The organism is Nocardioides sp. YIM 152588, from assembly GCF_040191335.1.
GTDB lineage: Bacteria > Actinomycetota > Actinomycetes > Propionibacteriales > Nocardioidaceae > Nocardioides.
On sequence record NZ_JBEGDJ010000034.1, the window covers coordinates 19,692 to 45,813 of the forward strand.

26 protein-coding genes and 1 pseudogene are annotated in these 26,122 nt (G+C 72.8%); 16 read left to right on the forward strand and 11 right to left on the reverse strand.

The genetic code is table 11. The features are described from left to right. Positions 1 to 27: 27 nt before the first annotated feature. Entirely contained in the window at positions 28 to 261 is a 234-nt protein-coding gene (locus ABLM29_RS15435) for an exodeoxyribonuclease VII small subunit (RefSeq protein WP_349715047.1), read from the reverse strand. Then, on the reverse strand, positions 248 to 1,492 hold the full coding sequence (gene xseA, locus ABLM29_RS15440; protein WP_349715049.1) for an exodeoxyribonuclease VII large subunit: 1,245 nt from the start codon (positions 1,490 to 1,492) through the stop codon (positions 248 to 250). The genes ABLM29_RS15435 and xseA overlap by 14 nt, the downstream gene beginning before the upstream one ends. 88 nt (positions 1,493 to 1,580) lie before the next feature. Between xseA and truA the strand changes: the two genes are divergently transcribed. The 3 genes from truA to ABLM29_RS15455 all read left to right on the forward strand — a co-directional run bounded on the left by truA (position 1,581) and on the right by ABLM29_RS15455 (position 4,277). Beyond that, the gene (truA, locus tag ABLM29_RS15445) at positions 1,581 to 2,414 is read left to right on the forward strand and encodes a tRNA pseudouridine(38-40) synthase TruA (protein WP_349715051.1); all 834 of its coding nucleotides are present in this window, start codon (positions 1,581 to 1,583) and stop codon (positions 2,412 to 2,414) included. Then, positions 2,407 to 3,015 (forward strand): class I SAM-dependent methyltransferase, encoded by a 609-nt coding sequence (locus ABLM29_RS15450; RefSeq protein ID WP_349715052.1) that lies wholly within the window; start codon positions 2,407 to 2,409, stop codon positions 3,013 to 3,015. The genes truA and ABLM29_RS15450 overlap by 8 nt, the downstream gene beginning before the upstream one ends. Positions 3,016 to 3,227: 212 nt before the next feature. Beyond that, on the forward strand, positions 3,228 to 4,277 hold the full coding sequence (locus ABLM29_RS15455) for an NAD(P)-dependent alcohol dehydrogenase (RefSeq protein ID WP_349715054.1): 1,050 nt from the start codon (positions 3,228 to 3,230) through the stop codon (positions 4,275 to 4,277). Between the two features lie 58 nt (positions 4,278 to 4,335). Here ABLM29_RS15455 and ABLM29_RS15460 read toward each other — a convergent pair whose 3' ends face one another. After that, on the reverse strand, positions 4,336 to 5,307 hold the full coding sequence (locus tag ABLM29_RS15460; protein ID WP_349715056.1) for a zinc metalloprotease: 972 nt from the start codon (positions 5,305 to 5,307) through the stop codon (positions 4,336 to 4,338). 110 nt (positions 5,308 to 5,417) lie between these two features. Next, positions 5,418 to 6,101 (reverse strand): maleylpyruvate isomerase family mycothiol-dependent enzyme, encoded by a 684-nt coding sequence (locus ABLM29_RS15465; protein ID WP_349715058.1) that lies wholly within the window; start codon positions 6,099 to 6,101, stop codon positions 5,418 to 5,420. A gap of 105 nt (positions 6,102 to 6,206) precedes the next feature. On the opposite strand from ABLM29_RS15465, the gene ABLM29_RS15470 reads away from it, so the two are divergent. The 4 genes from ABLM29_RS15470 to ABLM29_RS15485 all read left to right on the forward strand — a co-directional run bounded on the left by ABLM29_RS15470 (position 6,207) and on the right by ABLM29_RS15485 (position 10,831). Continuing rightward, complete coding sequence (locus ABLM29_RS15470) at positions 6,207 to 7,916, forward strand: ABC-F family ATP-binding cassette domain-containing protein (protein ID WP_349715059.1); 1,710 nt, start codon at positions 6,207 to 6,209, stop codon at positions 7,914 to 7,916. Beyond that, a complete protein-coding gene (locus tag ABLM29_RS15475) occupies positions 7,913 to 8,962 on the forward strand; it encodes a GNAT family N-acetyltransferase (RefSeq protein ID WP_349715060.1) in 1,050 nt (349 codons plus the stop codon). Before ABLM29_RS15470 ends, ABLM29_RS15475 begins: the two co-directional genes overlap by 4 nt. A 156-nt stretch (positions 8,963 to 9,118) precedes the next feature. Further along, a complete protein-coding gene (locus ABLM29_RS15480; protein WP_349715061.1) occupies positions 9,119 to 9,280 on the forward strand; it encodes a hypothetical protein in 162 nt (53 codons plus the stop codon). A 75-nt stretch (positions 9,281 to 9,355) separates the two neighbouring features. Continuing rightward, on the forward strand, positions 9,356 to 10,831 hold the full coding sequence (locus tag ABLM29_RS15485) for a peptide MFS transporter (RefSeq protein ID WP_349715062.1): 1,476 nt from the start codon (positions 9,356 to 9,358) through the stop codon (positions 10,829 to 10,831). Positions 10,832 to 11,347: 516 nt separating this feature from the next. On the opposite strand, the gene ABLM29_RS15490 is transcribed toward ABLM29_RS15485, so the two are convergent. The 6 genes from ABLM29_RS15490 to ABLM29_RS15515 form a co-directional block, all read right to left on the reverse strand. Continuing rightward, the gene (locus ABLM29_RS15490) at positions 11,348 to 12,244 is read right to left on the reverse strand and encodes an ABC transporter permease (protein WP_349715064.1); all 897 of its coding nucleotides are present in this window, start codon (positions 12,242 to 12,244) and stop codon (positions 11,348 to 11,350) included. Beyond that, complete coding sequence (locus ABLM29_RS15495) at positions 12,241 to 13,056, reverse strand: ABC transporter permease (protein ID WP_349715065.1); 816 nt, start codon at positions 13,054 to 13,056, stop codon at positions 12,241 to 12,243. The genes ABLM29_RS15490 and ABLM29_RS15495 overlap by 4 nt, the downstream gene beginning before the upstream one ends. Before the next feature lie 2 nt (positions 13,057 to 13,058). Further along, positions 13,059 to 13,883, reverse strand: coding sequence for an ABC transporter ATP-binding protein (locus ABLM29_RS15500; protein WP_349715067.1), 825 nt, complete (start codon positions 13,881 to 13,883; stop codon positions 13,059 to 13,061). 43 nt (positions 13,884 to 13,926) lie between these two features. Further along, the gene (locus tag ABLM29_RS15505; protein WP_349715069.1) at positions 13,927 to 15,033 is read right to left on the reverse strand and encodes an ABC transporter substrate-binding protein; all 1,107 of its coding nucleotides are present in this window, start codon (positions 15,031 to 15,033) and stop codon (positions 13,927 to 13,929) included. A gap of 182 nt (positions 15,034 to 15,215) precedes the next feature. Continuing rightward, a complete protein-coding gene (locus ABLM29_RS15510; RefSeq protein WP_349715072.1) occupies positions 15,216 to 15,716 on the reverse strand; it encodes a nucleoside deaminase in 501 nt (166 codons plus the stop codon). Further along, complete coding sequence (locus tag ABLM29_RS15515; protein ID WP_349715073.1) at positions 15,713 to 16,828, reverse strand: hypothetical protein; 1,116 nt, start codon at positions 16,826 to 16,828, stop codon at positions 15,713 to 15,715. The genes ABLM29_RS15510 and ABLM29_RS15515 overlap by 4 nt, the downstream gene beginning before the upstream one ends. A 66-nt stretch (positions 16,829 to 16,894) precedes the next feature. On the opposite strand from ABLM29_RS15515, the gene ABLM29_RS15520 reads away from it, so the two are divergent. The 6 genes from ABLM29_RS15520 (at position 16,895) to ABLM29_RS15545 (ending at position 22,224) form a co-directional block, all read left to right on the forward strand. Beyond that, positions 16,895 to 17,167, forward strand: coding sequence for a hypothetical protein (locus ABLM29_RS15520; protein WP_349715074.1), 273 nt, complete (start codon positions 16,895 to 16,897; stop codon positions 17,165 to 17,167). Between the two features lie 157 nt (positions 17,168 to 17,324). After that, the gene (gene mshB / locus ABLM29_RS15525; protein ID WP_349715076.1) at positions 17,325 to 18,248 is read left to right on the forward strand and encodes an N-acetyl-1-D-myo-inositol-2-amino-2-deoxy-alpha-D-glucopyranoside deacetylase; all 924 of its coding nucleotides are present in this window, start codon (positions 17,325 to 17,327) and stop codon (positions 18,246 to 18,248) included. 18 nt (positions 18,249 to 18,266) lie between these two features. Further along, positions 18,267 to 18,641, forward strand: coding sequence for a DUF6113 family protein (locus ABLM29_RS15530; protein WP_349715077.1), 375 nt, complete (start codon positions 18,267 to 18,269; stop codon positions 18,639 to 18,641). 9 nt (positions 18,642 to 18,650) lie between these two features. Beyond that, the gene (locus ABLM29_RS15535; protein ID WP_349715078.1) at positions 18,651 to 20,450 is read left to right on the forward strand and encodes a VanW family protein; all 1,800 of its coding nucleotides are present in this window, start codon (positions 18,651 to 18,653) and stop codon (positions 20,448 to 20,450) included. A 143-nt stretch (positions 20,451 to 20,593) separates the two neighbouring features. Then, complete coding sequence (locus ABLM29_RS15540) at positions 20,594 to 21,037, forward strand: Zn-ribbon domain-containing OB-fold protein (RefSeq protein WP_349715079.1); 444 nt, start codon at positions 20,594 to 20,596, stop codon at positions 21,035 to 21,037. Next, positions 21,034 to 22,224, forward strand: coding sequence for a lipid-transfer protein (locus ABLM29_RS15545; protein ID WP_349715080.1), 1,191 nt, complete (start codon positions 21,034 to 21,036; stop codon positions 22,222 to 22,224). The genes ABLM29_RS15540 and ABLM29_RS15545 overlap by 4 nt, the downstream gene beginning before the upstream one ends. A gap of 24 nt (positions 22,225 to 22,248) precedes the next feature. Here ABLM29_RS15545 and ABLM29_RS15550 read toward each other — a convergent pair whose 3' ends face one another. Continuing rightward, positions 22,249 to 23,070, reverse strand: coding sequence for a DUF1206 domain-containing protein (locus tag ABLM29_RS15550; RefSeq protein ID WP_349715082.1), 822 nt, complete (start codon positions 23,068 to 23,070; stop codon positions 22,249 to 22,251). A 215-nt stretch (positions 23,071 to 23,285) separates the two neighbouring features. Here ABLM29_RS15550 and ABLM29_RS15555 point away from each other — a divergent pair, with 215 nt between their 5' ends. From ABLM29_RS15555 to ABLM29_RS15565, 3 genes and pseudogenes are all read left to right on the forward strand, one after another. Then, positions 23,286 to 24,746, forward strand: coding sequence for a cytochrome ubiquinol oxidase subunit I (locus ABLM29_RS15555; RefSeq protein WP_349715083.1), 1,461 nt, complete (start codon positions 23,286 to 23,288; stop codon positions 24,744 to 24,746). 24 nt (positions 24,747 to 24,770) lie between these two features. Beyond that, the gene (cydB, locus tag ABLM29_RS15560; protein ID WP_349715086.1) at positions 24,771 to 25,811 is read left to right on the forward strand and encodes a cytochrome d ubiquinol oxidase subunit II; all 1,041 of its coding nucleotides are present in this window, start codon (positions 24,771 to 24,773) and stop codon (positions 25,809 to 25,811) included. Positions 25,812 to 25,818: 7 nt separating this feature from the next. Further along, a pseudogene (locus ABLM29_RS15565) lies at positions 25,819 to 26,122 on the forward strand (thiol reductant ABC exporter subunit CydD); the annotation flags it as partial.

Consider the following 26,122-nt stretch of genomic DNA (forward strand, 5'->3'; position numbering starts at 1 on the left):
CTCGCACCTCAACCACCGGTCGGGCCGTCAGTCCTCGTCGGCGTCGTCGTCCGTGGCCGCGTCGCCGGCGATCACCAGGTCCAGTCGCTCGCGGGCGCCGTCGAGCCAGTCTTGGCAGATCGTGGCCAGCCGCTCGCCGCGCTCCCACAGCGCCAGCGACTCCTCCAGCGTCGTGCCGCCGCCCTCCAGTGCCGCGACCACCTCGACCAGCTCGGCCCGCGCGGCCTCGTAGGAGAGCTCGGTCTCTTCACTGCTGCTCATCGGACTCCTCGGTCGCGGTGGTGGTGCCGGTGGTGGTGACGTGGATGCGGCCGTCGGCGACGCGGACGCTCATCGGCGCGCCGGCCGCGACGCCCGCGACGCTCGTGACGACGTGGCCGTCGGCGTCCTGCAGCACCGCGTAGCCGCGTTGCAGGGTGGCCAGCGGGGAGAGCGCGCGGGCGCGGGCGCGGTGGTGGCCGATGTCGTCGGCGGCCCGGTCCAGGCGGTGGCCGAGGGTGCGGCGCATCCGGTCGCGGAAGCCGTCCAGCTCGGCGGTCCGGGCGTCGAGGAGCACGCGGGGGTCGGCCATCGCGGGACGCGAGCGCAGCCCGTCCAGCCGGGTCTGCTCGTGCGCGATCCAGCCGGCCAGCGCCCGGCGCAGCCGCGCCCGGGCGTGCTCCAGCCCGGCGGCCTCGGCGGCCATGTCGGGCACGATCAGCTTCGCGGCGTCGGTCGGCGTCGAGGCGCGGACGTCGGCGACGAGGTCCAGCAGCGGGGTGTCGGGCTCGTGGCCGATCGCCGAGACCACCGGGGTGCGCGCCGCCGCGACCACCCGCACCAGCCCCTCGTCGGAGAAGGGCAGCAGGTCCTCCACGGAGCCTCCGCCGCGCGCGATCACGATCACGTCGACGTCGTCGCGGGCCTCCAGGCGTCGTACCGCCTCGATCACCTCGGCGGCCGAGCGGGAGCCCTGCATCGTCGCGTACGCCGGCTCGATGGTCACGCCGGGCCAGCGGCGGCTCGCGTTCTCCACGACGTCGCGCTCGGCGGCCGAGCCGTGGGCGGTGACCAGGCCGACCCTGCGCGGCAGGAACGGCAGCGGCCGCTTGCGCTCGGCGGCGAAGAGCCCCTCGGCGGCGAGCAGCTGGCGGCGGCGCTCGAGGCGGGCCAGCAGCTCCCCGAGCCCGACCATCCGCAGGTCGCGGGCCTGGAGGGAGAGCGTGCCGCGGTTGGCGTAGAACGACGGCTTGGCCTGGATCAGGATGCTGGCGCCCTCGACCACCGGCGGCTCCAGGCCGTCGAAGAGCACCCGCGAGCAGGTCACCGTGATCGAGACGTCGGCGACCGAGTCGCGCAGCGTCAGGAAGACCGTGCCCAGCCCGGGGCGGCGGCTGACCTGGGCGACCTGGCCCTCGACCCACACCACGCCCAGCCGGTCCACCCAGCCGGAGATCGCGTTCGCGATCTGCCGGACCGGTGCCGGCTTCTCCGGTGAGGTCTCCATGGCCACGCCGCCGAACCTATGTGATGCCCCCGACGATGCGTGCGCGGCGCCCCGCCGTCGTGCCGCAAAGCACGCGGAGCCGTAGGCTGCGGCGGTGCGGATCCGGATCGACCTCGCCTACGACGGCACCGACTTCAAGGGCTGGGCCAGCCAGCCCGCGCTCCGCACGGTCCAGGGTGAGCTCACCGCCGCGCTGCACACGGTGCTGCGGGTGCCGGCCGGCACCCTGCAGGTCACCTGCGCCGGGCGCACCGACTCCGGGGTCCACGCCCGCGGCCAGGTCGCCCACTGCGACCTGCCGGCCGAGGTCGTCGACCGGCTGCCGGACAGCCTGGAGCCGGTCACCCGCCGCCTGAACGGCGTCCTCGACCCGGACCTGCGCATCCACGCCCTCACCGTCGCGCCCGAGGGCTTCGACGCCCGGTTCGGCGCGCTCTGGCGGCGCTACGCCTACCGGATCGCCGACCGTCCGGAGCTGGTCGACCCGCTGCGCCGCCGCCACGTGCTGGCGTGGCCGCGCGCGCTCGACCTGGACGCGATGAACGAGGCCGCCGCGGGCCTCGTCGGCCTCCACGACTTCGCGGCGTTCTGCAAGCAGCGCGAGGGCGCGACCACCATCCGCACGCTCCAGGAGCTGCGCTGGTCGCGCGACGCGGACGGGATCGCTGTCGGCCACGTCAGGGCCGACGCGTTCTGCCACTCGATGGTCCGCGCGCTGGTCGGCTGCCTGATCGCCGTGGGGGAGGGGCGCCGCGAGCCCGCCTGGGCGGCCGAGATCCTGGCCGGCCGGCGGCGCGACCCCGGCGTCGTGGTGGTGCACGCACACGGGCTGACCCTGGAGGAGGTGGGCTACCCCGACGACGCCGACCTCGCCGCCCGGGTCCTGCTCACCTCCGCCCGGCGTACCGAGGAGGAGACGCATGGCTGAGGCCGAGGACCACTACTTCTCCGCCGACCCGGCGGCGCCGTTCGAGCGGGTGCCGGTCCGCGCGGCGGTCTGGGACCTGGACCTGGAGCTGACCAGCGGCTCCGGCGTCTTCGCCCGCGGCCGCCTCGACGTCGGCACCGCCGTGCTGTTCCGGGAGACCGAGCCGCCGGCCGGCGGGCGGATCCTCGACCTCGGCTGCGGGTACGGCGTCATCGGGCTCGCCTGCGCCGTCGCGGCCCCGGGTGCGATCGTGACCGGTGTCGACGTCAACCGCCGCGCCCTGCTGCTGGCGAACGAGAACGCGGCGGCGCTCGGCGTCGCCGACCGGTACGCCGCCGTCGAGCCCGACGGCGTCGCCGCCGACGCCGTCTTCGACGAGATCTGGTCCAACCCGCCGATCCGGATCGGCAAGCAGGCGCTGCACGCGCTGCTGCTCACCTGGCTGCCGCGGCTGGTCCCCGGCGGCCGGGCGGTGATGGTGGTCGGCAAGAACCTCGGCGCCGACTCGCTGCAGCGCTGGCTGGTCGAGCAGGGCTACCCGACCGAGCGGCCGGCCAGCGCCAAGGGCTTCCGGATCCTCGAGGTCCGCCGCCCCGCCTGAGCGCGCTGCCCGCTGGTTGAGGTGCGAGGCGCCCCGGCGCCGAGCCTCGAAACCGAGGGTCGTGGTGGTTTCGAGGCTCGCTTCGCTCGCACCTCAACCACCGGTGGCCGTGACATCCCGGGACCTTCGGCGGTGTCGGCCGGCCGGGAGGCGACCTAGCGTGGACCGAGAGCCGGAGGTCGGCCCGCGACAACGCCGTCGAAGGGAATCCCATGCGCGCCATCGTCTTCGAGAAGTTCCAGTCCGACCCGGTCCTCACGGACGTCGCGAAGCCGACGCCGGGGCCCGGCGAGGTCCTGCTCAAGGTCGCCGGTGCCGGCGCCTGCCACTCCGACATCACGATCTTCCGCGTCTTCGACGCCGAGACGGCGCCGCCGCAGATGCCTCCGCCGTTCGTGCTCGGCCACGAGAACTCCGGCTGGGTGGAGGAGCTGGGCGAGGGCGTGACCGGGGTCGAGGTCGGTGGGGCCTACCTGGTGTACGGGCCCATCGGCTGCGGCCGCTGCCCGGCCTGCGCGCGTGGCCAGGACACCTACTGCGAGAACGCCGCGACCATGCCCTACCTGGCCAGCGGCCTGGGCCGCGACGGCGGGATGGCCGAGTACCTGGCCGTGCCCGCCCGCAACCTGGTCCCGCTCGGGGACGCCGACCCCGTGGCCGCGGCGCCGCTCTCGGACGCCGGCCTGACGCCGTACCACGCGATCAAGCTGGCGCTGCCGAAGCTGGCCGGCGGCGGGAAGCACGCCCTGGTGATCGGGCTCGGCGGACTGGGCCAGATGGGCGTGCAGATCCTGAAGGCGCTCACCGGCGCGACCGTGATCGCGACGGACATGCGCGAGGACGCGATGCGCCGCGCCGAGGAGGCCGGCGCGGTGACCGTCCCCGGCGGCGAGGGGCAGGCCGAGCGGATCCGCGAGCTGACCGGCGGGAAGGGCGTGGACGCGGTCTTCGACTTCGTCGGCGCCGCGCCGACGATCGCGCTGGCGATGGCGAGCGTCGCGATCCGCGGCCGGGTCACGATCGTCGGGATCGCCGACGGCAGCTTCGAGTGGAGCTTCTTCGGGGTGCCCTACGAGGTGGAGATGACCAGCACCTACTGGGGGACGCTGGAGGAGCTCCACGAGGTCGTCGCTCTCTACCGGGCCGGCCGGATCACGCCCGACGTGGAGGTCTTCGGGCTCGACGAGGGCCTCGAGGCGTACCGGCGGCTGGAGGCCGGCGAGCTCAGCGCCCGCGCGGTCGTGGCGCCGACCCGCGGCTGAGACGACGCACGGTCCCGCCGGGGAGTCCCGGCGGGGCCGTGCGTGCGGTACGACGCGGTCAGTTGTTGCCGTTGCCGTTGCCGCTGTTGGTCTTGCCCCCGTCGCCGCCCTGGCGGAAGGCGATCCAGGCGTCGTTCATCCGGTCCACCTGGCCCTCGGTGAAGTGGTCCATGCAGAAGTCCTCGGTGTAGTCCATGAAGTTGTGGATCGGGTCGAGACCCGGCTGCGGGCAGCTGTCGGACTCCTCGCAGTAGAACTGCGGGTACGCCTCGCGGGGGGTGTCCTCCACGCCGTCGCCGCTGGCCGAGCAGGCGCCGGCGAAGGTGTGCTCGAGCATCATCCAGTGGCCGACCTCGTGGGTCAGGGTGTCGCCCTCGTTGTAGGGGTCGGCCGTGCCGCCCGGCATCGACTCGTCGAGGATCACCACGCCGTCCAGGTAGTCGCGGCCGTTGTTGTAGCCCTTGGGGAAGTAGGCCCAGCCGAGCAGGCCGCCGCCGATGTCGGCGACGTACACGTTGAGCGTCTCGGAGTCGCCCACCCGCAGCGCGGTCTTCATCTCCTTCTCGCCCTTGCCCGGCGTCGGGTGCGCCCACGCCGGGTCGACCGTCCAGGTGGTGTCGACCAGGTCGAACCGGAACGGGGAGTCGGCCGCGTCCGCGGCCGTCTGGCCGGAGAAGGAGGCGTTGAGCACGTCCACCTGAGCGTCGATCATGCCCTCCAGGCGGGTGCGGTCGAGGTCGCTGGGCTTCTCGTCGGAGACGACGTGGAAGACGGTCTCGATCGTCACCGAGCCGTTCGCCATCCGCGGGGCGTCCTTGACCACGCCGTACTTCTTGGCGTCCTTGGCCGCGTACAGCGCCGGCTCCTCCGCCTTCGAGCCCGCCTTCACGCGGGCTGCGCTCGGCGGGCAGTCCTCGACGGCGGGGCTGGCGCCGGCGGCCGAGCCGGCGACGGGAGCAGCGGCGGTGCCCCCTCCGATCAGGACGGTGGCCGCGGCCAGCGCGGCGACTCGAGCAGGGCGGATCCGCACGGCGGTCTCCTCCGGTGTTGGGGGTCGGTGCTCTGCACCGTAGTGAGCGGTGTCAACCGGCGCCATCGCCGCGCCGGTCCGGACCGTCGATTCGGGACTCGGTCCCGGGTTCAGGGGGTGAGGGCCGTGGTACGGAGCAGCTCGGCCGCGACCTCGTCGGTGGCCGGCAGCCGCTTCCAGACCACGAGCAGCACCTCGTGGGCGGTGCCGGCCACCGTCCCCGACGGCCCGCCCTCGCCGATGTCGAGCGTCTCGTCGAGGTCCTCCGCGACGAGCCGCAGGGTGCCGGCCATCGGCTCGGTCCGGCCGAGCCGCACCTGGCGCGGGTAGAACATCCCGGTCACCTCGGCGACGCCGTCCCAGGCCAGCGACGGGTCGATCCGCCACTCCCCGGCGCGCCCCTGCGAGGCCAGCGCGTCGTAGAGGTGGAGCGTGACCTCGTGGACCTGGCGGCGGAACCAGAACGACGCCGTGTGCTCGGCGCCGAAGGTCCAGGCGGCGGCGTGCGGATCCGTGCCGCGCAGCACCTCCAGCAGCCGGTCGGCCGCGGCCCGGTACGCCGGCAGCAGCTCGTCGCGGGCGTGCCCGACCGGCGGCGCGGCGCCCTTCGGGTCGCCCTCGGTGATCGCGTGCGCGGCCCACAGGTGGACGCCGCGCACGTGGTCGGCGAGGTCGGCCAGCGTCCAGCCGGGGCAGGCCGGCACGGCCGCGCCGAGGTCGCCGGTGGCCAGGACGTCGGTCAGGTCGTCGGCCGCCGTGGCCAGCAGGTCCGTCCACTCCCGCGCGTCGAGCATGCCCGCATCCTGGCACCCCGTCGCCGGCGACGGGGTGGCCACGGCCGGGAGGTGGGGGGGAATGGGGGTGCGCTCCGGCGCCGGCCCCTGGGAGAATCCATCCTCGTGGGTCACGTGGATGTTGCAGGTGTGCGGTACGAGCTCCCCGACGGGAGGGTGCTGCTGGACGACGTCTCGTTCCGCGTCGGCGACGGCCAGAAGGTCGCGCTGGTCGGCGCGAACGGTGCCGGCAAGACCACGCTGCTGCGGTTGATCACCGGCGAGCTCAGCCCGCACGCGGGCACCGTGGTGCGCAGCGGCGGCCTCGGCGTGATGCGCCAGATGGTCGACCGGGTGCCGGGCCGCGACGGCCACCCGCCGACGGTGGCGGACCTGCTGCTCGACCTGGCCCCGGCGCCCGTGCGCCGCGCGGCGGCCGAGGTGGACCGCTACGAGCGGCTGCTGATGGACACCGACGACGAGGCCACCCAGCTGGGGTACGCCGCAGCGCTGGCCGACTACGGCGACGCCGGCGGCTACGACGTCGAGGTGGTCTGGGACGTGTGCACCGTGCGGGCGCTCGGCGTCCCCTACGACCGGGCGCGCCACCGCGAGCTGCGCACGCTCTCGGGCGGTGAGCAGAAGCGCGTCGTGCTGGAGTACCTGCTGGCCGGCCCGGAGGAGGTGCTGCTCCTCGACGAGCCGGACAACTTCCTCGACGTGCCCGGCAAGATCTGGCTGGAGCAGCGGATCGCCGCCTCGGAGAAGACGATCCTGTTCATCAGCCACGACCGCGAGCTGCTGGCCAACGCCGCGACCCGCGTCGTCACCGTCGAGCTCGGCGCCGGCGGCGGGGGCAACACGGTGTGGACCCACCCGGGCGGCTTCGCGTCGTACCACGAGGCCCGCAAGGACCGCTTCGCCCGCTTCGCGGAGCTCCGCCGCCGCTGGGACGAGGAGCACGCCAAGCTCAAGGCGCTGGTGCTGATGTACAAGCAGAAGGCGGCGTACAACGACGGGCTTGCCTCGCAGTACCAGGCCGCCCAGACCCGGCTCCGGAAGTTCGAGGAGGCGGGGCCGCCGATGGAGCAGCCGCGCGAGCAGAACGTGACCATGCGGCTGTCCGGCGGGCGCACCGGCAAGCGCGCCGTGGTCTGCGAGGGCCTGGAGCTGACCGGGCTGATGAGGCCGTTCGACCTGGAGGTCTGGTACGGCGAGCGGCTGGCCGTGCTGGGCTCCAACGGCTCCGGGAAGTCCCACTTCCTCCGGCTGCTGGCCGGCGGCGGCAGCGACCCGGACGTCGAGCACAAGCCGGTCGGCGACGTGGTCGTCGCGCCGGTGGAGCACCGCGGCCGCGCCCGCCTCGGCGCGCGCGTGCGGCCGGGCTGGTTCGTGCAGACCCACGAGCACCCCGAGCTGGTGGGCCGCACGCTGCTGGAGATCCTGCACCGCGGCGACGGCCATCCGGGCGGCCGGCAGGGGATGGGCCGGGAGCAGGCCAGCCGGGTGCTGGACCGCTACGAGCTGGCGTCCTCGGGGGAGCAGCGGTTCGAGTCGCTCAGCGGCGGCCAGCAGGCGCGCTTCCAGATCCTGATGCTGGAGCTCTCCGGCGCCACCCTGCTGCTGCTCGACGAGCCGACCGACAACCTCGACGTGCAGTCGGCCGAGGCGCTGGAGGACGCGCTGGAGGCGTTCGAGGGCACCGTCGTCGCGGTCACCCACGACCGGTGGTTCGCCCGCGGGTTCGACCGGTTCGCCGTCTTCGGCTCCGACGGCACGGTCTACGAGTCCGACGTGCCGGTGTGGGACGAGACCCGGGTGGAGCGCGCGCGGTGAGCCCGACCGGTGCGGCGCTGGAAGTGGGCCGGGTGGACGTCGCGCGCGACGACGAGGTGGCCGCCTGGCTGGAGGTCATCAACGCCGTCGACCGCCACGAGCGCGGCGAGCACGCCACCCCGTGGTACCTGCCCGAGGTGCTCGCCGACCTCCGGACGCCGCAGAAGAACCGCCGCACGGAGATCTTCGTGGGCACGGTCGACGGCGCGGTCGTCGCGGCGGGGGAGATCCGGCTGCCGCTGCAGGACAACCTGACCTCGGCCGACCTCATGGTCTGGGTGCTGCCGGACCACCGTCGCCGCGGCCACGGCAGTGCGGTGCTGGCGCGGCTGGAGGAGGTGGCCCGGGCGGACGGGCGCACCCGCTACGGCGCCATGACCGACTGGCCCTACGCCGGTCCGCCGGACGGCGCCGGCGCGCCGGGCGTGGAGTTCGGCCGGGCGCACGGCTACGCGTTCGGGCTGGGCGACATCCAGCGGGAGGTGGTCCTTCCGGTCGACGGCGCGCTGCTGGACCGGCTGGCCGCGGAGGCCGCGGAGCACACCGGCGGCTACACGCTGCGCACGGTGGTCGGGCGGCTGCCCGACGACCTGGTCGCGGGGTACGTCGCCCTCTCGAACCGGTTGATGACCGAGGCGCCGATGGGCGAGGTCGAGCGGGAGGAGGAGGCGGCCGACGTCGAGGCGTTCCGGCAGCACGAGGACGTGCTGGTCGCCCAGGGCCGGACGGTCGTCCGGACGCTCGCGGTCGCCGCGTCGGGCGAGGTCGCCGCCTACACGGACCTGGTCGTGCCGAGCGCGGACCCGACCTGGGTCTTCCAGTGGGGCACGCTGGTGGATCCCGCGCACCGGGGCCACCGGCTCGGGATCGCGGTCAAGGTGGCCAACCTGGTCGAGCTCCAGCGCCGCGGGCTCGCCGACGGCCGCCGCCTGGTCACCTGGAACGCCGAGGTCAACGGCCCGATGATCGGCATCAACGAGCAGCTGGGGTTCGTCCCGACCGGCCGCAGCGGTGAGCTGCAGAAGAAGGCGCCCGCGCCCGCCTGAGCGCCGTCGGGTCGCAGTCGGGCCGCAGCCGAGCCGGTTCGTGCGCATTCGGGGTTGAAGGACAACCGTTCCGGGTAGGAGTGCGTCGTCATGATGAAGCGAAGGACGTTTCTGGAGCAGACGGCTCTGGACCAGTCGGCCCTGGAGGATGCGGCGATGAGCGGCGACGGCGGCGGTGGGCGTGGCGGCAAGCACGCGGACCACGCCGTGGCGGTACGCCACGACGCGCCGCTGTCCCGCGACAGCCGACGGCACCGTCGCGAGTCGAGCACCGTCGTGCTGCTCGGCCGCTGGAAGGTGCGCCTCGCCCGGCTCTGACGCCGCCCCGACCTCGCCGGGACCGGCGGGTGAGGGTATTGCCCCGTGTGGCTGGGGGGTGGCAATCTCACCCGAGTGACCATTGGTGCGGGTCCGGAGCCTGACGCCGCAGATCCTCCCGACGACCACGGGTTCTTCGGGCACCCGAGGGCGCTGGCGAACCTGTTCGGCGTCGAGATGTGGGAGCGCTTCAGCTTCTACGGCATGCAGGGCATCCTGCTGATCTACCTGTACTACTCCGCCGCCGAGGGCGGCCTCGGCATCGACAAGGCCACCGCGACCGGCATCGTCGGCGCCTACGGCGGCATGGTCTACCTGGCCACCATCCTGGGCGCCTGGCTGGCCGACCGGCTGATCGGGTCGGAGCGGACGCTCTTCTACTCCGCGATCCTGGTGATGAGCGGCCACATCGCGCTGGCCGTGATCCCCGCGCTGGCCGGTGTCGGCGTCGGCCTCGTCCTGATCGCGCTCGGCAGCGGTGGCGTCAAGGCCAACGCGACCTCGCTGGTGGGGTCGCTCTACGCCGAGCACGACGAGCGCCGCGACGGCGGCTTCTCGCTCTTCTACATGGGGATCAACCTGGGCGCGTTCCTCGGGCCGCTGCTCACCGGGTGGCTGCAGAAGAACGAGGGGTTCCACTGGGGCTTCGGCGCCGCGGCCGTCGGCATGGCCTTCGGCCTCACCCAGTACGCGCTGGGCCGCAAGCGGCTGCCGGCGAGCACCCACCACGTGCCCAACCCGCTGAGCCCGGCGGAGCGGGTCCGGTACGGCGGCATGGGGCTCGGTGCGCTGGTCCTGGTCGCCGCGCTGGTGGCCGTCGGGTGGATCGACACCGACAACCTCTCCGACTGGGTCGTCGGCGTCACCCTGGTCGCCGCGGTCGGCTACTTCGCGCTGCTGCTGACCAGCGCGCACGTGACCGCGATCGAGCGCAGCCGGGTCTGGTCGTTCGTCCCGCTCTTCGTCATCAACGCCGTCTTCTGGTCGCTGTACCAGCAGCAGTTCACCGTGGTCACCATCTACTCCGACGAGCGGCTCAACCGGTCCATCTTCGGCTGGGAGATGCCGGTCTCCTGGGTGAACTCGATCAACCCGGTCTTCATCATCCTGCTGGCCCCGGTCTTCGCCGCGGTGTGGACCCAGCTCGGGCCCCGGCAGCCGTCCACGCCGGTGAAGTTCGGCGTCGGCACGGTGATCATGGGCTGCGCCTTCCTGCTCTTCCTGCCCATGCCCTCGGGCGAGAACACCGTGCCGCTGATCGCGCTGGTGGTGATCCTGCTGGTCTTCACGATCGCGGAGCTGTTCATCTCCCCGTCCGGGCTGTCGCTGTCGACCAAGCTCGCGCCCGCGCAGTTCAAGACCCAGATGGTCGCGATCTACTTCCTCTCCGTCGCGCTCGGCACCGCGATGTCCGGCACGCTCGCCGAGTACTACGACCCCGGCGACGAGCACGTCTACTTCCTGCTGATCGGGCTGGCCGCGATCGCCGCCGGCGCGCTGCTCCTCGCGTTCACCAAGCCGATCCGGCGGCTGATGGCCGGCGTGCACTGAGTCGACTGGCCGAGCGCGTCTCCGCTTCGCTGCGCCGCGCTGCCGGCCTCGCTGTCGAGCACTTCTCGGTGCATGGTGTTCTGGCGGCCTGCGGCGGCTGCGCGCGGGGAAGCCCGCCTCGACCGCTCCGGTCGCTCCTTCGTCGCTCCCTCCGCGGGCTCGGCCGGCGTTCCCCGCGGTGGCAGCCGTCACTGCCGTGGTCTCGGGGCCGAGCGGGTCTCCGCTGCGGGGTGCTGTCACACGCTGTCCGCCGGACTGGTCGGTCGTTCACGGTGCTTCGAGCGCGTTGCGGCGGGATGGAACCAACGCAGACCGCCGAGTAGTGCGGTGGACGGCGTGTTACATGACCGCCGGCGCGTGCCGCCTCGGGGTCGTGTGCTCCACGCCCCGGCATATCGGGTTCTCAGGCACACGACCCGCGCCACGACCCGCGCCACCTGCACTCGGCACCCGGCGCACCGCAAGACCAACCCCAGCTCGGAGCGCCGCAGCCAGGTTCGCGGCGGCCGGTAGCCCTCACTGGGTGGCGGTCATCCCCATCCGGGCCAGCACCGCGTTCTCCAGCAGCTGCACGAGGTTGTAGACGATCAGCGTGCCGAACGTGATCAGCGCGATCGCCGACCACAGCTCGTCGTACTGGATCGAGGAGGTGAACCGCGGGATCGCGCCGCCCACGCCCTTGCCGGTGGAGAGCCACTCGGCGAGCATCGCGCCGGTCACCGCGCCGGGCACCGAGACCCGGGCGGCGGCGAAGATCGACGGCAGCGCTCCCGGGACGGCCACCTTGAGCAGCGCCGCCCAGTCCGACCCGCCGTAGACGTGGACGAGGTCGACGCTGTCGGGGTTGGCCCGGCTCAGGCCGAACAGCACCGACGCGAGCGCGGGGAAGAGCACGACGATGCTGCCGATCACCGCGACCGACGTGACCGTGCCGCGGCCCGTGATCAGCAGGATCGCGGGCGCGATCGCCACCAGCGGGACGCTGCGCAGGAAGAGCGCGAACGGCATCACGCCGGCCTCGACCGTCTTGGAGAGCGTGAACAGCAGGGCCAGGGCCACGGCGATCGCCATGCCGGCGACGAAGCCGATCATCGCGTCGGTGGCGGTCTGGCCGACCAGCGGCAGCAGGGCGGCGCGGTGCGCCGCCGCGGTGTCGTCGGCGTCCGCGCCGGGCTGGTCGACGAAGAGGAAGTTCCAGACGTCCGCCGGGCCCTTGGCCGTGAAGGAGGAGACGTCGACCACCGCGAGCAGCAGCTGCCAGCCGAGCAGCACCACCAGGACGGTGACGACGGCGCCGAACAGCGCCTCGCCGAGTGCCCGCAGCAGGGCCGCGCGGCGCTCGCTGCGGAGCCGGCGGGCGCGCTCCTTCCCGGTCGGGGCCGCGGGCGGTGCGGTCGTCGTGGTCGCGGTCATCGCGTCCTCCCGGAGACCCAGGGCGTGACCACGCGGGCCACGAGGCCGAGCAGGCCGTAGCCGATGAGCGCGACCAGCGCGCTGAGCAGGAACAGCGCCCACAGGCGCTCGGAGTCGAGCACCTGCTGGAACTTGATCAGCTGGGTGCCGACGCTGACGTCGATCTTGCCCATGTACTCGCCGAGCACCGCGCCGAGCAGGGCGGTGGGGACGGCGATCTGCAGGGCGTTGAGGATCGCGGGCAGCGCCGCCACGAGGCGGACCTTGCGCAGCTGGGTGAACCGCCCGCCGCCGTACACGGAGATCAGGTCGAGGCTGGCGCGGTCGGCGGAGCGGAACCCGAGCAGCGCGCCGACCACGGTGGTGAAGAAGCAGCAGAGGGCGGCCAGGAAGACCGCGGTGGAGGAGCGCCCGCCCGGCTCGTCCGCGCCGCCGAGGACGATGATCGCGATGCCGCCGACGGCGACGATCGGCAGGCAGTAGGTGACCACCGCGATCTGCACGATGACGCGCTCCAGCCAGGGGGCCACGAGCACCAGTGAGGCCAGCAGGAGAGCCAGGCCGTTGCCCCACAGGAAGCCCACCAGCGCCTCGGAGATGGTGACCTGGAAGATGTTCCAGTACGGCGCGAAGCCGTCCGAGGCCATCGTGGAGAGCACCGCCCACGGGGTGGGCAGCGGGGTGTAGGTGGTCCCGGGCTCGGGGCGGAACACCAGGACGGCGAGCAGCCACCAGGCGCCGAGCACCACGGCGAGGCCGATCAGCCCGGCCAGCCACCGCGGCACCCCGCGGGTGCGGTCAGCGCCGGCCATCCTCAGGCCTCGGCCTCGGCGCGGCCGTCCGCGCCGAAGAGCAGCTCGGAGGCCTGGTCGACCAGGGCGTGGAACTCGGGGGTGCGCATCATCTCCGGCGTGCGCGGGCGCGGCAGCGTGACGTCGATGACCGCCTTGATCCGGCCCGGTCGCGGCGACATCACCGCGACCTTGTCGGCCAGGAAGATCGCCTCCGAGATGCCGTGGGTGACCAGCAGCGTGGTCGCGGGCTTCTCGGTCCAGATCCGCAGCAGCTCCAGGTTGAGGTTCTGCCGGGTCATGTCGTCGAGGGCGCCGAACGGCTCGTCGAGCAGCAGCACCGACGGCTTGAGGGCGAGAGCGCGGGCGATGGAGACGCGCTGCCGCATGCCGCCCGAGAGCTGCGCCGGGCGGGCGTCCTCGAAGCCGGTGAGGCCCACCAGCTCGATCAGCTCGGCGATGTAGTCCTTGTCGACGCTGAGGCCGGCCACCTCGAACGGCAGCCGGATGTTCTTGCGGACCGTGCGCCAGGGGAGCAGCGCGTGGTCCTGGAAGGCGATGCCGAGCTCGCCGCCGCGGCGCAGCTCGCGCGGCGTCTTGCCGTCGACGAGGGCGGTGCCGCTGCTCGGCGTCTCCAGGCCGGCGAGGATCCGCAGGATCGTCGACTTCCCGCAGCCCGAGGGACCGAGCAGCGCCAGGAACGAGCCCTGCTCCGTGTGCAGGTGGGTGTCCTCGAGGGCGACCGTCGTGCGCCCCCGGCTGCGGAAGGTCTTGGTGAGGTCGTCGATGCCGATGCCGGTGCCCATGTGGGCACCGGCACCGGCACCGGTCGTGTTGTCGAGAGTCATGGAGTGGGCGACGTCTCTCCGTCGGGGAGTGGTCGGGCGCGGCTCAGGACAGGTAGTCCACGAGGTCGGGGTTCTCCTCGTAGATCTCCTCGAGGATCGAGGTGTCGAACATGGTGTCCGCGTCGACCTCCCAGCCGGCGGCGGCCAGCGACTCGATGGTCTGCGCCTTGAGCTCGTCGGAGATCGTGAACAGGCCGTTGGCCTCGGTCTCCTCGGTGGAGATCAGCTCCTTCTCGGCCTCCAGGCTGTCGCCGGTGGTGGCCGGCAGCGGGCCGAAGTTCGCGTTCAGGTCGCCGGCGTCGGCGCCCGCGTTGTAGAACTTCTCGACCAGCGAGACGGTCTCCTCGGTCGGCTCGGTGAAGACGTCGGTCCAGCCCTTGATCTCGGCGGTCAGGAACGCCTTGAGCAGGTCGCGGTTCTCGGCCAGGAACTGGTCGGTGACCGAGAAGGTCTCGGCGACGTAGGGCACGCCGTTCTCGGCGTACGCGAGGTTGGTGACCTCCTGCTCGGCGCCGACGGTGATCGCCTCGTTGGTCAGGTAGGCCATGAAGCCGTCGACCTCGCCCTTGATCAGCGGGGTCGGGTCGAACTCGACCGGGACGACGGTCAGGTCGTCGCGGTCGATGCCGTTGGCGTTGAGCAGCGCGTTGAAGACGTTCTCGTTGGAGGCCTGGACGCCGATCTTCTTGCCGATCAGGTCCTCGGGCGTGGTGATGTCCGCGCCGTCCTTGAGGGAGAGGATCGTGAACGGGTTCTTCTGGAAGGTGGCGCCGATGATCTTCAGCGGGGCCTCCTGCTCGGCGATCGCGGCACCGATCGAGGCGGCGTCACTCAGCGCCACGTCGACCGTGCCCTCGATCAGCTCGGCGACGCCGGTGCTGGGGCCGGCGATCGCGGTGACGTCGGTGATGCCCGCCTCGTCGTAGTAGCCCTTCTCGGTGGCGTAGAACTCGCCGGCGAACTCCTCGTTCTTGATCCAGGAGTACTGGATGGTGATCGAGGCGTCCGAGACGCCCTCGCCGTCGCTGCCGCTGCCGCTGGTCTCGTCGTCGGAGCCGCAGGCGGCCAGCGTGGCCGCGGACAGCAGCGTGGCGATGGTCAGGGCCGCGGCGCGGCGTGCGCGACGGGCGGGACGGTGGGCGAGCGACATCGAGTTGTCTCCTGGCTGGACGTACGGGACCCCGAGAGCAGCGGGCGCTGCTGCGCCGCGACGCTAGGAGTCGCCGATTTCGCCGCCCGATGCCCTCTGTTACGGCAGTGTTAATTCGTTTGGCGAGGGTGTGACGATCGTCTCGCGGCGCGAGGAACGGGCGACACGCTCGGCCCCGTGGATCAGTAGTGCGTGCGGCCCTCGTGGGCCAGCCACGTGTCGAACGGGCTGGTGGAGTCGGGTGTGCGGCGGTGCTCGACCGCCATCGACCACTCCGTGCGGGGCTTGCGCAGCTCGGCGTAGAACGCGCGGTCGTCGAAGCCGCCGGCGGCCGCGTCGTCCCGGTCGGCGGAATAGACCACCCGGTCGATCCGCGCCCACATGGAGGCCGCGAGGCAGAGGGGGCACGGCTCGCAGGAGGTGTAGAGCGTGCACCCGGCCAGCGAGAAGTCGCCGGTCTCCAGGCAGGCCGCGCGGATCGCCATCACCTCCGCGTGCGCCGTCGGGTCCAGGTCGCGGGTGACCCGGTTCTGCCCGCGCCCCAGGACGACGCCGCCGCGCACCAGCACCGCGCCGAACGGACCGCCGCCCTCGGCCACGTTCGCCCGCGCGGCGGCGACCGCCTCGGCCAGCCAGCGCTCGTCCTCGCCGGCGGTGCTCGCGGGGCTCGTCGGGTCGGTCATCGGGTCCCTCCTCGGGGGTCGTCGCGGCGGACGCGCTCCGCCCAGCGGTCCAGCCGGTCCTTGCGCATCCCGACGACCCATCGTCGGCGGGGGTGCTCGGTGGCCGTCCAGAGCATGCCGGTCGCCGGCCACCACGTCAGGTCCTCCGGCCCCATCGGCGTGGCCCAGCGCCGGCCGCGGAGCGCACCGGGGCGGCCGACGTACACCGTCCCGGGCCGCCACGGCCCGTCGGAGGCCGTGACGTAGTGGGCGCCGTCGGCGGCCGCGACGCCCTGCATCCGGAGCTCCCCGCCGTCCTCGGGGCTGACGCTCTGGCCGTCGGGGGAGTACGCCGGCAGGCCGGTCGCGTCGTCGACCTCGAACCGCGCGAACCGGCGGGACTGCCCGGCACGGCCGTACTCGCCGACGAGCAGCTCCGGCGGCGTGCCCGACCGGTCCAGGCTGAGGAAGGAGTAGCGCAGCGGCTCGGTGCCCTCGGCGTACCCGGCCCGGAAGGCGTGCCGGACCGGGAGGACGTAGGCGTGGCCGGCCGGGTCCAGCCCGAGCACCCCCTCGCCCGCGCGGCCCCCGCCGGGCACCCGCAGCACGTCGTCGAGCGAGGCGGTGAAGAACCCGCGGGCGGTGGCCGCCACGTGCAGGTGGCGCCGGTGCCAGACCAGCCCGCCGGCGTGGACCCGCAGCGGGCGCAGCGCGACCCCCGACCCGGCGTGGTCGCCCGCGCGCACCGGCTCCGCCAGCAGCACGTGCTGGTAGCGCCGGGTCGCCGGGTCCAGCACCGAGACCCGCGCCCCGGCCTCGCCCCGGTGGTACCAGGAGACGAGCAGCAGCGGGCGGGTCGTGCCGGTGCGCTCGGAGTGGGTGATGCCCTGCGGCCACCAGTCGCGGTCGCGGCGGTCCGTCGCGTCCCAGGTCAGCGCCCGGTCCACCGCCAGGCCGAGCAGCCGCGGGTGCGGCGCCAGCGTCCGTCGCCCGCGCCGCGACAGGTCCGCCAGCACGCCGTCCAGCCCGGCCCGCTCCCCGCCCGCCGCGGTCACCGCGTCGACGACCGCCTCGGCGTCGTACGCGTCCGGCTCGCTGCGGGCGAGGTGGACGAGGGGTCGATCGGACGGCATCTCGTCAACCTAGTCGGGTGTGCCGCCGCGTGGCCGTCGAACGGCCGGTGGGCGATGATGGTGGACGTGCGCGGGATCTTCTTCGACGAGGACGAGGCCAGGACGGCCGCCCTCGCCCTGGTCAAGGGCGGGTTCGCCGCCGAGGTGACCCGCGAGAGGCTGTCGGGCGAGGACGACGACGAGGACCACCCCTGGGCCGTCACCACCGACGCCCCCGAGATCGTCCTCGAGCTGCTGGTCGAGACCTACGACGGCTGGCTGGACCTCGACGAGCCGGAGCAGGCGCCCCCGCCGCCCCTGCCGCTGCCCGACCGGCCGAAGCGCATCAAGCGCCCGTAGGGGTGGTGGTTTCGAGGCTCGGCGCCGGGGCGCCTCGCACCTCAACCACCGGAACCGGTGGTTGAGGTGCGAGCGCAGCGAGCCCGCCGGTGGTTGAGGTGCGAGCGCAGCGAGCCTCGAAACCACCACTCGTGCGGCGCTCACTACGCTGGTCGCCATGAGCTCCACGCCCTCGCTGCGGCTGCTGCTGGTCCACGCCCACCCCGACGACGAGTCGATCGGGCAGGGCGCCACGATGGCCAAGTACGTCGCCGAGGGCCGCGGCGTCACGCTGGTCACCTGCACCGCAGGTGAGATGGGCGAGATCCTGGTGCCCGACCTGGAGCACCTGGCGGCGGACAGGACCGACGGGCTGGGCGAGCACCGCCGCGGCGAGCTGGCCGACGCGATGGCCGCGCTCGGCGTCACCGACCACCGCTTCCTCGGCGGCTTCGGCACCTACCGCGACTCCGGGATGAAGTGGCACGAGGACGGCCACGCGGTCGCCGCCGACGACATCCACGACAACGCCTTCTGGCACGCCGACCTCACCGAGGCCGCCACGCGCCTGGTCGAGGTGATCCGCGAGGTCCGGCCGCAGGTGCTGGTCACCTACGACGAGTTCGGCGGCTACGGCCACCCCGACCACATCCAGGCCCACCGGGTGGCGATGTACGGCGCCGTGCTGGCGGCCGCGCCGTCGTACCGGCGCGACCTCGGGGAGGCGTGGGACATCCCCAAGATCTACTGGGGCGCCATGGCCGAGAGCCGGATCCGCGAGGGGCTGCGGCGGCTGCGGGCGGCCGGCGACACCACCACGTTCGAGGGGATGGACCCGGACGGACCGCTGCCGCCGATGTTCCGGCCCGACGAGGACATCACGGCGGAGGTGGATGCCAGCGCCTACCTGCCGCGCAAGATGGACGCCCTGCGCGCGCACGCCACCCAGATCACCACCGACGGCCCGTTCTTCGCGCTCTCCAACAACGTCGGCAGCCAGGCCTTCGGGATGGAGCAGTTCCGGCTCGTCAAGGGCGTGCCGGGTCCCGTCGGCGAGAACGGCTGGGAGGACGACCTCTTCGCCGGCGTCGACCCCGACTGAGCGCGGGTCGGAGCCGTCGTGCGCTACCTCTGGGCCGCGGCCTGCCTGCCGCTCGGTGCGGCGGTCGGGACCTGCACGGTCCTGCTCCACGACTACTGGTGGGGGATGGTGCTCGGGCTCGCCGCGACCGCCGCGACGCTGGTCGCCCTGCCCGGCGGCTGGGGCCGCGTGCCGTTCGGTGCGGCCTGGTCGGTGGTCGTGGTGGTGCTCAGCCTGTCCCGCCCCGAGGGCGACTTCCTCGTCTCCGCCGACGTCGCGGGCTACCTGCTGCTGCTCGGGGTGCCCGTGGTGCTGGTCGCCGGCCTGGTCGGCGTCCGTGGTCGGGCCACCGGTCCGGACCACTCGGGCGCCGGCCCGGGGGTTTCCGACGGCGGGCGACCGTCCGTTTCCTAGGATGAGGGCGTGACGTTCTGGGACCAGGACGGGGAAGGGTCCGGTCGGGAACGGCCGGGCGGCCGACTCGTCATCGTGCTGTTGCTCGTGCTCGTGCTGCTCGCGGGGGGCCTCTACGCCGGCGCCCACGCGATCGCCGGCGACAAGGTGCCGCAGGGGGCCTCGATCTCCGGTGTCGACGTCGGGGGGATGGAGCGCGACGCCGCGATCGCCGAGCTCGAGGACGCCTTCGAGGCGCGCGGTGACGAGGCGATCGAGCTGTCGGTGAGCCGCGGCGGCATCGGACCCGGCGACCGCACCGCCTCGGTCACGCCCGCCGAGATCGGCCTGGCCGTCGACTACGAGGCGTCGGTCGACGCGGCCGGCGCCGGGGAGAGCTGGAGCCCGCAGCGCCAGTGGGACTACTTCACCGGGGGCGGCTCGACCGAGGCGGTCGTCGCCGTCGACGAGGAGCTGCTCGACGAGACGCTCGGCGAGCTCTCCGAGGGCCTCGGCATCCCGCCGCGCGACGGCGCGATCCGGTTCACCCGGGAGGGCGTCAAGGTGATCGACCCCGTGCCGGGCGACGCCGTCGACACCGACGCCGCCGAGGACGCGATCGTGGCGGCGTACCTCGACGAGCGGGACCAGGTCGAGCTGGAGGTGACCGCCGCGCAGCCCGAGATCGGCGACGCCGAGGTGCAGCGGGCGCTCGACGAGTTCGCCAACCCGGCGATGTCGGGCCCGGTCACGCTGGTCTTCGGCGACTCCGAGGTCAAGCTCCGGCCCGCGCAGTACGCCTCCGCCCTGTCGATGGCCAACGAGGACGGCGCGCTGGTGCCCGAGGTCGACCAGAAGCAGCTGACCCGGCTGGTGAAGAGCGCGACCACCTCGGGCGAGCCGGTCGACGCGAGCGTGCGCCTGGTCGACGGCAAGCCGAAGGTCGTCCCGGCCAAGCCCGGCGTCGAGTTCGACCCGGACACGGTCACCGACGTGTTCCTCGGCCTGGTCGCGGCCCCCGAGGGCGAGCGGTCCGGCAAGGTGGAGGCCGACGTGGTGGAGGCCGAGTTCACCACCCGCGACGCCCGCGCGTTGAAGATCAAGCGCAAGGTCTCGGAGTTCACCACCTACTACCCGCACGCCGAGTACCGCAACGTCAACATCGGCCGCGCGGCCGAGCTGGTCGACGGCACCGTGCTCAAGCCCGGCGAGACGTTCTCCCTCAACGGCACCGTCGGCGAGCGGACGGCGGAGAACGGCTTCACCGTCGGCTACATCATCTCCAACGGCATCCTGAAGAAGGACTACGGCGGCGGCGTCTCGCAGATGGCGACGACCCTGTTCAACGCGATGTTCTTCGCCGGCCTCGAGGACGTCGAGCACAAGCCGCACTCGTTCTACATCGACCGCTACCCGGTGGGCCGGGAGGCGACCGTGGCCTGGCCGACGGTCGACCTCCGGTTCCGCAACGACACCGACTACGGCGTGCTGATCCACTCGACCGTGAAGCCCAGCACCTACTCCAGCCAGGGCGTGGTCACCGTGCAGATGTACTCCACCAAGGTCTGGGACATCGAGTCCACGACCTCCGACCGCTACGCCTACGTCGAGCCGGCCACGCGCACGCTGACCACCGCGGACTGCGAGCCGTTCACCGGCTACTCCGGCTTCCAGATCGACGTGAAGCGGACGTTCCGCAAGGCCGGCGAGTCCACGGTCGACCACACCGAGAACTTCCACACCGTCTACACGCCGGCCGACACCGTGCGCTGCGAGCAGCCCGAGCCGGAGAAGCCGAAGAAGCGGGACCAGGACCGCGGGCAGGACTGACCCCGACCACAGGCGGCGGCGGTGGTGGTTTCGAGGCTCGCTTCGCTCGCACCTCAACCACCGGCTGGGATCGGCCTGCGCCGGCCGGGCCTCCTCGGGCTAGAGTGAGAACACGTTCTAGTTCCGCTTGCCCTGGGAGGGTCATGACTGCCACGCCCGCCGTCGACGGCTGGTTCACCACCGGCGCCGAGCCCCGGCTGCTCGCGTCCCGGTGCACCGCCTGCGCGAACCTGGTCTTCCCGCCCGTCCCCGCGGACGCCGCGACCTTCTGCCGCAACCCCGCGTGCGACGGAACCGAGAACGAGACCGTCCCGCTCTCGGGCACCGGGCGGGTGTGGTCCTACACCGACGCCCAGTACCAGCCGCCGGCGCCGTACGTGCCGGCCACCGAGCCGTTCGAGCCGTTCGCGCTCGCCGCCGTCGAGCTGCCCGAGGGGCTGGTCGTGCTGGGCCAGGTCGCGGCGGGCTACGGCGTCGACGACCTCCGGGTCGGCGCCGAGGTGGAGCTGGTCGTGGAGACGCTGAACGCCGACGAGACGGGCGAGCGCACGATCTGGCGCTGGAAGCCCGCGGAGGAGAGCCGATGAGCAACGCCATCGCCGTGGCCGGCGCCGGGATGCACCCGTGGGGCAAGTGGGGCCGCAACTTCGTGGAGTACGGCGTCCACGCGGCCCGTGCCGCGCTGGCCGACGCCGGCATCGCCTGGTCCGACGTGGACCTGGTGGTCGGCGGCGAGACCGTCCGCAACGGGTACGCCGGCTACGTCGCCGGGTCGACCTTCGCCCAGGCCCTGGGCTGGAACGGCGCGCGGATCGCGACGTCGTACGCCGCCTGCGCCACCGGGGCCCAGGCCATCGACACCGCGCGCGCCCGGATCCTGGCCGGGATGTCGGAGGTGGCCCTCGTGGTCGGCGCCGACACCACGCCCAAGGGCTTCCTGGCGCCCAACGCCGGGGAGCGGTGGAACGACCCCGACTGGCTGCGGTTCCGGTTGCTCGGGATGACCAACCCGGCGTACTTCGCGCTCTACGCGCGCCGCCGGATGGACCTCTACGGGGCCACCAGCGAGGACTTCGCGCAGGTGAAGGTGAAGAACTCCCGGCACGGCCTGGAGAATCCCAACGCCCGCTACCGCAAGGAGGTCGGCGTCGCCGACGTGCTCGGCTCCGCGGTGGTCTCCGACCCGCTGCACCTGCTCGACATCTGCGCCACCTCCGACGGCGCCGCGGCGGTGGTGCTGACCAGCCTCGACTACGCGCGGCGGCACGGCCTCGTCGACCCGGTGCGCGTGGAGGCCGTCTCGACGGTCACCCCGACCTTCCCGAACACCGTGATCGACATGCCGCTGCTGGCCACCGACTGCTCGGCCGTGGCCGGCGAGCCCGAGCGCACCTTCAAGGAGTCGATCGCGCTGGCGGCCTACGAGGAGGCCGGGATCTCCCCGTCCGACGTCGACGTGGCCGAGGTCTACGACCTGTCCACCGCGCTGGAGCTCGACTGGATCGAGGACCTCGGGCTGTGCAAGCGCGGCGAGGCCGAGGTGCTGCTGCGCGCCGGCGACACCACGCTGGGCGGCCGGATCCCGGTCAACCCGTCGGGTGGCCTGGCCTGCTTCGGCGAGGCCGTGCCGGCCCAGGCGATCGCCCAGGTCTGCGAGCTGACCTGGCAGCTGCGTGGTCAGGCGACCGGCCGCCAGGTCGAGGGCGCCCGGGTCGGGATCACCGCCAACCAGGGCCTGTTCGGCCACGGCTCGGCGGTGCTGCTCGCCCGCTGAGGGGCGCCCGGCGCACGGCGCCCGTCACTGGTCCAGGTGGCGGGCCCGGATCAGGGCGAACGCGCCGTAGCACGCGATGCCGGCGCCGATCAGGCAGAGCAGGAACGGGCCGAAGGGCTGGTCGAGCACCTCGCGCAGCGCCTGGTCCAGCCCGCCGGACTTCTTCGGCTGGTGCTGGGCGGCGGCGTTGACGAACAGCACGCCGACGATGCCGAGGGCGACCCCCTTGGCCACGTGCCCGACCCGCCCGATCCACGTGTAGGCGGTGCCGGCGCGTCCCGAGGTCGCCTCGGGGGAGAGGTCGTCGGTGAACCCGTCGGTGCAGCCCTTCCAGACCAGGTGGCCGCCGTACCCGATGATGCCGACGCCGATCGCGCCGACCAGCAGCTGGCCGGCCGGGGCGTCCATCACCCGCGCGGTGAACGAGTCCGTGCCCCCGCCCGATCCGCCCTCGTCGAGGGCGATCCGGACCGCTCCCCAACCGAGGTAGCCGAAGATCGCGGCGCGGCCGACCGCCTTCAGCCGGTAGGCGACGTCGCTGGCGCCGTCCTTCTCGGGATCGCCGACGGCGGCCTCGAGCAGGCGCCACGCCGTGAGCAGGAACATCCCGATCGCGACCAGCCAGACGACGACCGCGCCGAACGGCTGGGTGGCGAGCGCCCGCAGCGCGCCGGTGCTGTCGGAGGAGCCGGACCGGTCCCCGAAGGCCAGCTGGATCGCCAGCCAGCCGATCGTGAGGTGGACCAGGCCGTAGGTCAGCAGCCCGAACCGCGCCGCCCGCTCCAGCCACTCGCTGTCCTGTGCCCGCCGCCCGACGGTGTGTGCCTGCTCGCCGATGTCGCCCATGGGGGCACCCTCCCCAGGACCGCCGCCGGGTATGCATCCGATCGCATTGCCGCAGGTCAGGGGCGGGGTCTACGGTCGAAGGTCCCGCGTCTCCCGGGCCCTTCGGGCCTCGTTCGCTGAGAGAAACCCGGCAACTTCACAGGCGAGATGAATCACAGCCTCAGGATTGTTTGTGAATGTATGCACAAGCACTTTTTGGGTCTACGTTCACATTCGTGGACCCGCTCGACATTGCACGCTGGCAGTTCGCGATCACGACCGTCTACCACTTCCTGTTCGTCCCGATCACGATCGGGCTCTCGGGAGTCGTGGCGGCCTACCAGACCGCCTGGCTCCGGACGAAGAACCCGGAGTGGCTGCGGTTGACCAAGTTCTTCGGGAAGCTCTTCCTGATCAACTTCGCCATCGGCGTCGTGACCGGGATCGTGCAGGAGTTCCAGTTCGGGATGAACTGGAGCGACTACTCCCGCTTCGTCGGCGACATCTTCGGCGCCCCGCTGGCGGTCGAGGGCCTGGTCGCGTTCTTCCTCGAGTCGACGTTCCTGGGCCTGTGGATCTTCGGCTGGGACCGGCTGAACCCGAAGCTCCACGTCGCCTGCATCTGGCTGGCGCACATCGGCACCCTGCTCTCGGCGTACTTCATCCTGGCCGCGAACTCCTGGATGCAGCACCCGGTCGGCTACGAGTTCAACCCCGAGACCGGCCGTGCCGAGCTCAACGACTTCGCCGCCGTGCTCACCAACAAGGTGCAGATGGTGACGTTCCCGCACACGATCACCGCCGCCTACATGACCGCGGGCGCCTTCGTGATGGCCGTCGGCTTCTGGCAGCTGATCCGCAAGCGCGGAGGCGACGCCCCCGCGACGCTCGAGGCGGACCAGCCGATGTACCGCAAGGCCGTGCGCACCGGCGCCGCGCTGCTGATGGTCGCCGGCCTCGGCGTCGCGATCAGCGGCGACCTGCAGGGCAAGGTGATGACCGAGGTGCAGCCGATGAAGATGGCCGCCGCCGAGGCGCTCTACGACACCGAGCAGCCGGCGGCCTTCTCCTGGCTCACGATCGGCACCCCGGACGGCACCGAGGAGAAGTGGTCGATCACCACCCCGCACCTGCTCTCCTTCCTCGCCACGGGGACCTGGGACGGCGAGGTCGAGGGCATCAACCAGCTGCGTGAGCAGTACATCGAGGAGTACGGGCAGGATCCCGGCACGACGTACTACTCGCCGGGCGACTACACCCCCTACATCCCGCTGACCTACTGGACCTTCCGCTGGATGATCGGCCTCGGCGTGGCCGCCGCCGCGCTCGGCGCCGTGGTGCTCTGGGTGACCCGCGGCGTGCGCGCGCCCACCGGCCGGTTGTGGACCGCCGGGGCGTTCGCCCTGATGCTGATGCCGTTGCTGGCCAACTCGGCCGGCTGGATCTTCACCGAGACCGGGCGCCAGCCGTGGACCGTCTTCGGCCTGATGACCACCGAGAGCGCGGTCTCGCCCGGGGTGAGCGCGGGCGAGGTGCTGACCTCGCTGATCGTCTTCACCCTGCTGTACGGCGCGCTCGCCGTGGTCGAGGTGAAGCTGATGCTGACCTACATCCGCAAGGGCGCCGAGCCGTTCCAGGAGCCGCAGGTGCGCGACGACCACAACGACCCCGACCGGCCGCTGGCCTTCGCGTACTGAGCCGACAGGGAAGGAACGACTGTCATGGAACTGACCACTCTCTGGTTCATCCTCATCGCCGTCCTGTGGATCGGCTACTTCTGCCTCGAGGGCTTCGACTTCGGCGTCGGCATGCTGCTGCCGGTGCTCGGCGGCAAGGACTCCGAGGCGCCCGAGCGGCGCGTCATGATCAACACCATCGGGCCCGTCTGGGACGGCAACGAGGTCTGGGTCCTGGTCGCCGGCGGCGCCACGTTCGCGGCGTTCCCGGAGTGGTACGCGACGCTGTTCAGCGGCTTCTACTTCCCGCTGCTGCTGATCCTGGTCGCCCTGATCGTGCGGGGCCTCGCGTTCGAGTACCGCGCCAAGCGGGACGACCCGACCTGGCGCAAGCGCTGGGACGCGGCGATCTTCTTCGGCTCCGTGGTCCCCGCGTTCCTGTGGGGCGTCGCGTTCGCCAACATCCTGCGCGGGGTCAAGATCGACGCCGACCTGGAGTACGTCGGCGGCTTCTGGGAGCTGCTCAACCCGTACGCGATCCTCGGCGGCCTCACCACCACGGCCCTCTTCCTGGTCCACGGCGCGATGTTCGTGGCGCTCAAGACCGAGGGCCCGATCCGCGGCGAGGCGCGCAACCTGGCGGTGCGGATCGGTCTGGTCGCGGCGGTGCTCGCGGTGCTCTTCCTTGTCTGGACCCAGATCGACACCGGCTCGGTGCTCTCGGCGGTGCTCTTCGTGGCCGCGGCGCTGTCGCTGGTCGCCGGCCTGGCCGCGGCGTACACCACCCGTGAGGGCTGGGGGTTCATCGGCACCTTCGTCGCCATCGCGCTGGCGGTCGGCGGCCTGTTCGCCGCGCTCTTCCCCGACGTGATGCCGACCTCGCTGGCCGACGGCACGTCGCTGACCACGACGAACGCGGCGGCGACGGCGTACACGCTGAAGATCATGACCTGGGTCGCGGTGATCTTCACCCCGATCGTGCTGGCCTACCAGAGCTGGACCTACTGGGTCTTCCGGAAGCGGATCGGCGTGCACCACATCCCGCAGGCCGCGCTGGCGGCCGGGGCGACCGGCACCGACGGCTGAGGCGCCGGTGCCCGAGGGGAGCATCCGCCCCACCGACCCGCGCGTCCTCCGCCAGCTGCGGGCCGCCCGCGGCCCGCTGCTGGCGGTGACCGGGTCCGCGATCCTGGCCGGGGTGCTGGTGATCGCCCAGGCCTGGGCGGTCACCGGCCTCGTGCTGGCGGCGCTCGACCGCGACGCGGTGGCCACCTGGGCCGCGGTCGTGCTCGGCCTGCTGGCGCTGCGCGGCCTGACCGGTGCGGTCACCGACCTCGCCGCCGCGCGGGCCGCGTCCGCGGTCGCCACCGACCTGCGGGGCCGCGCGGCGCGGGCCC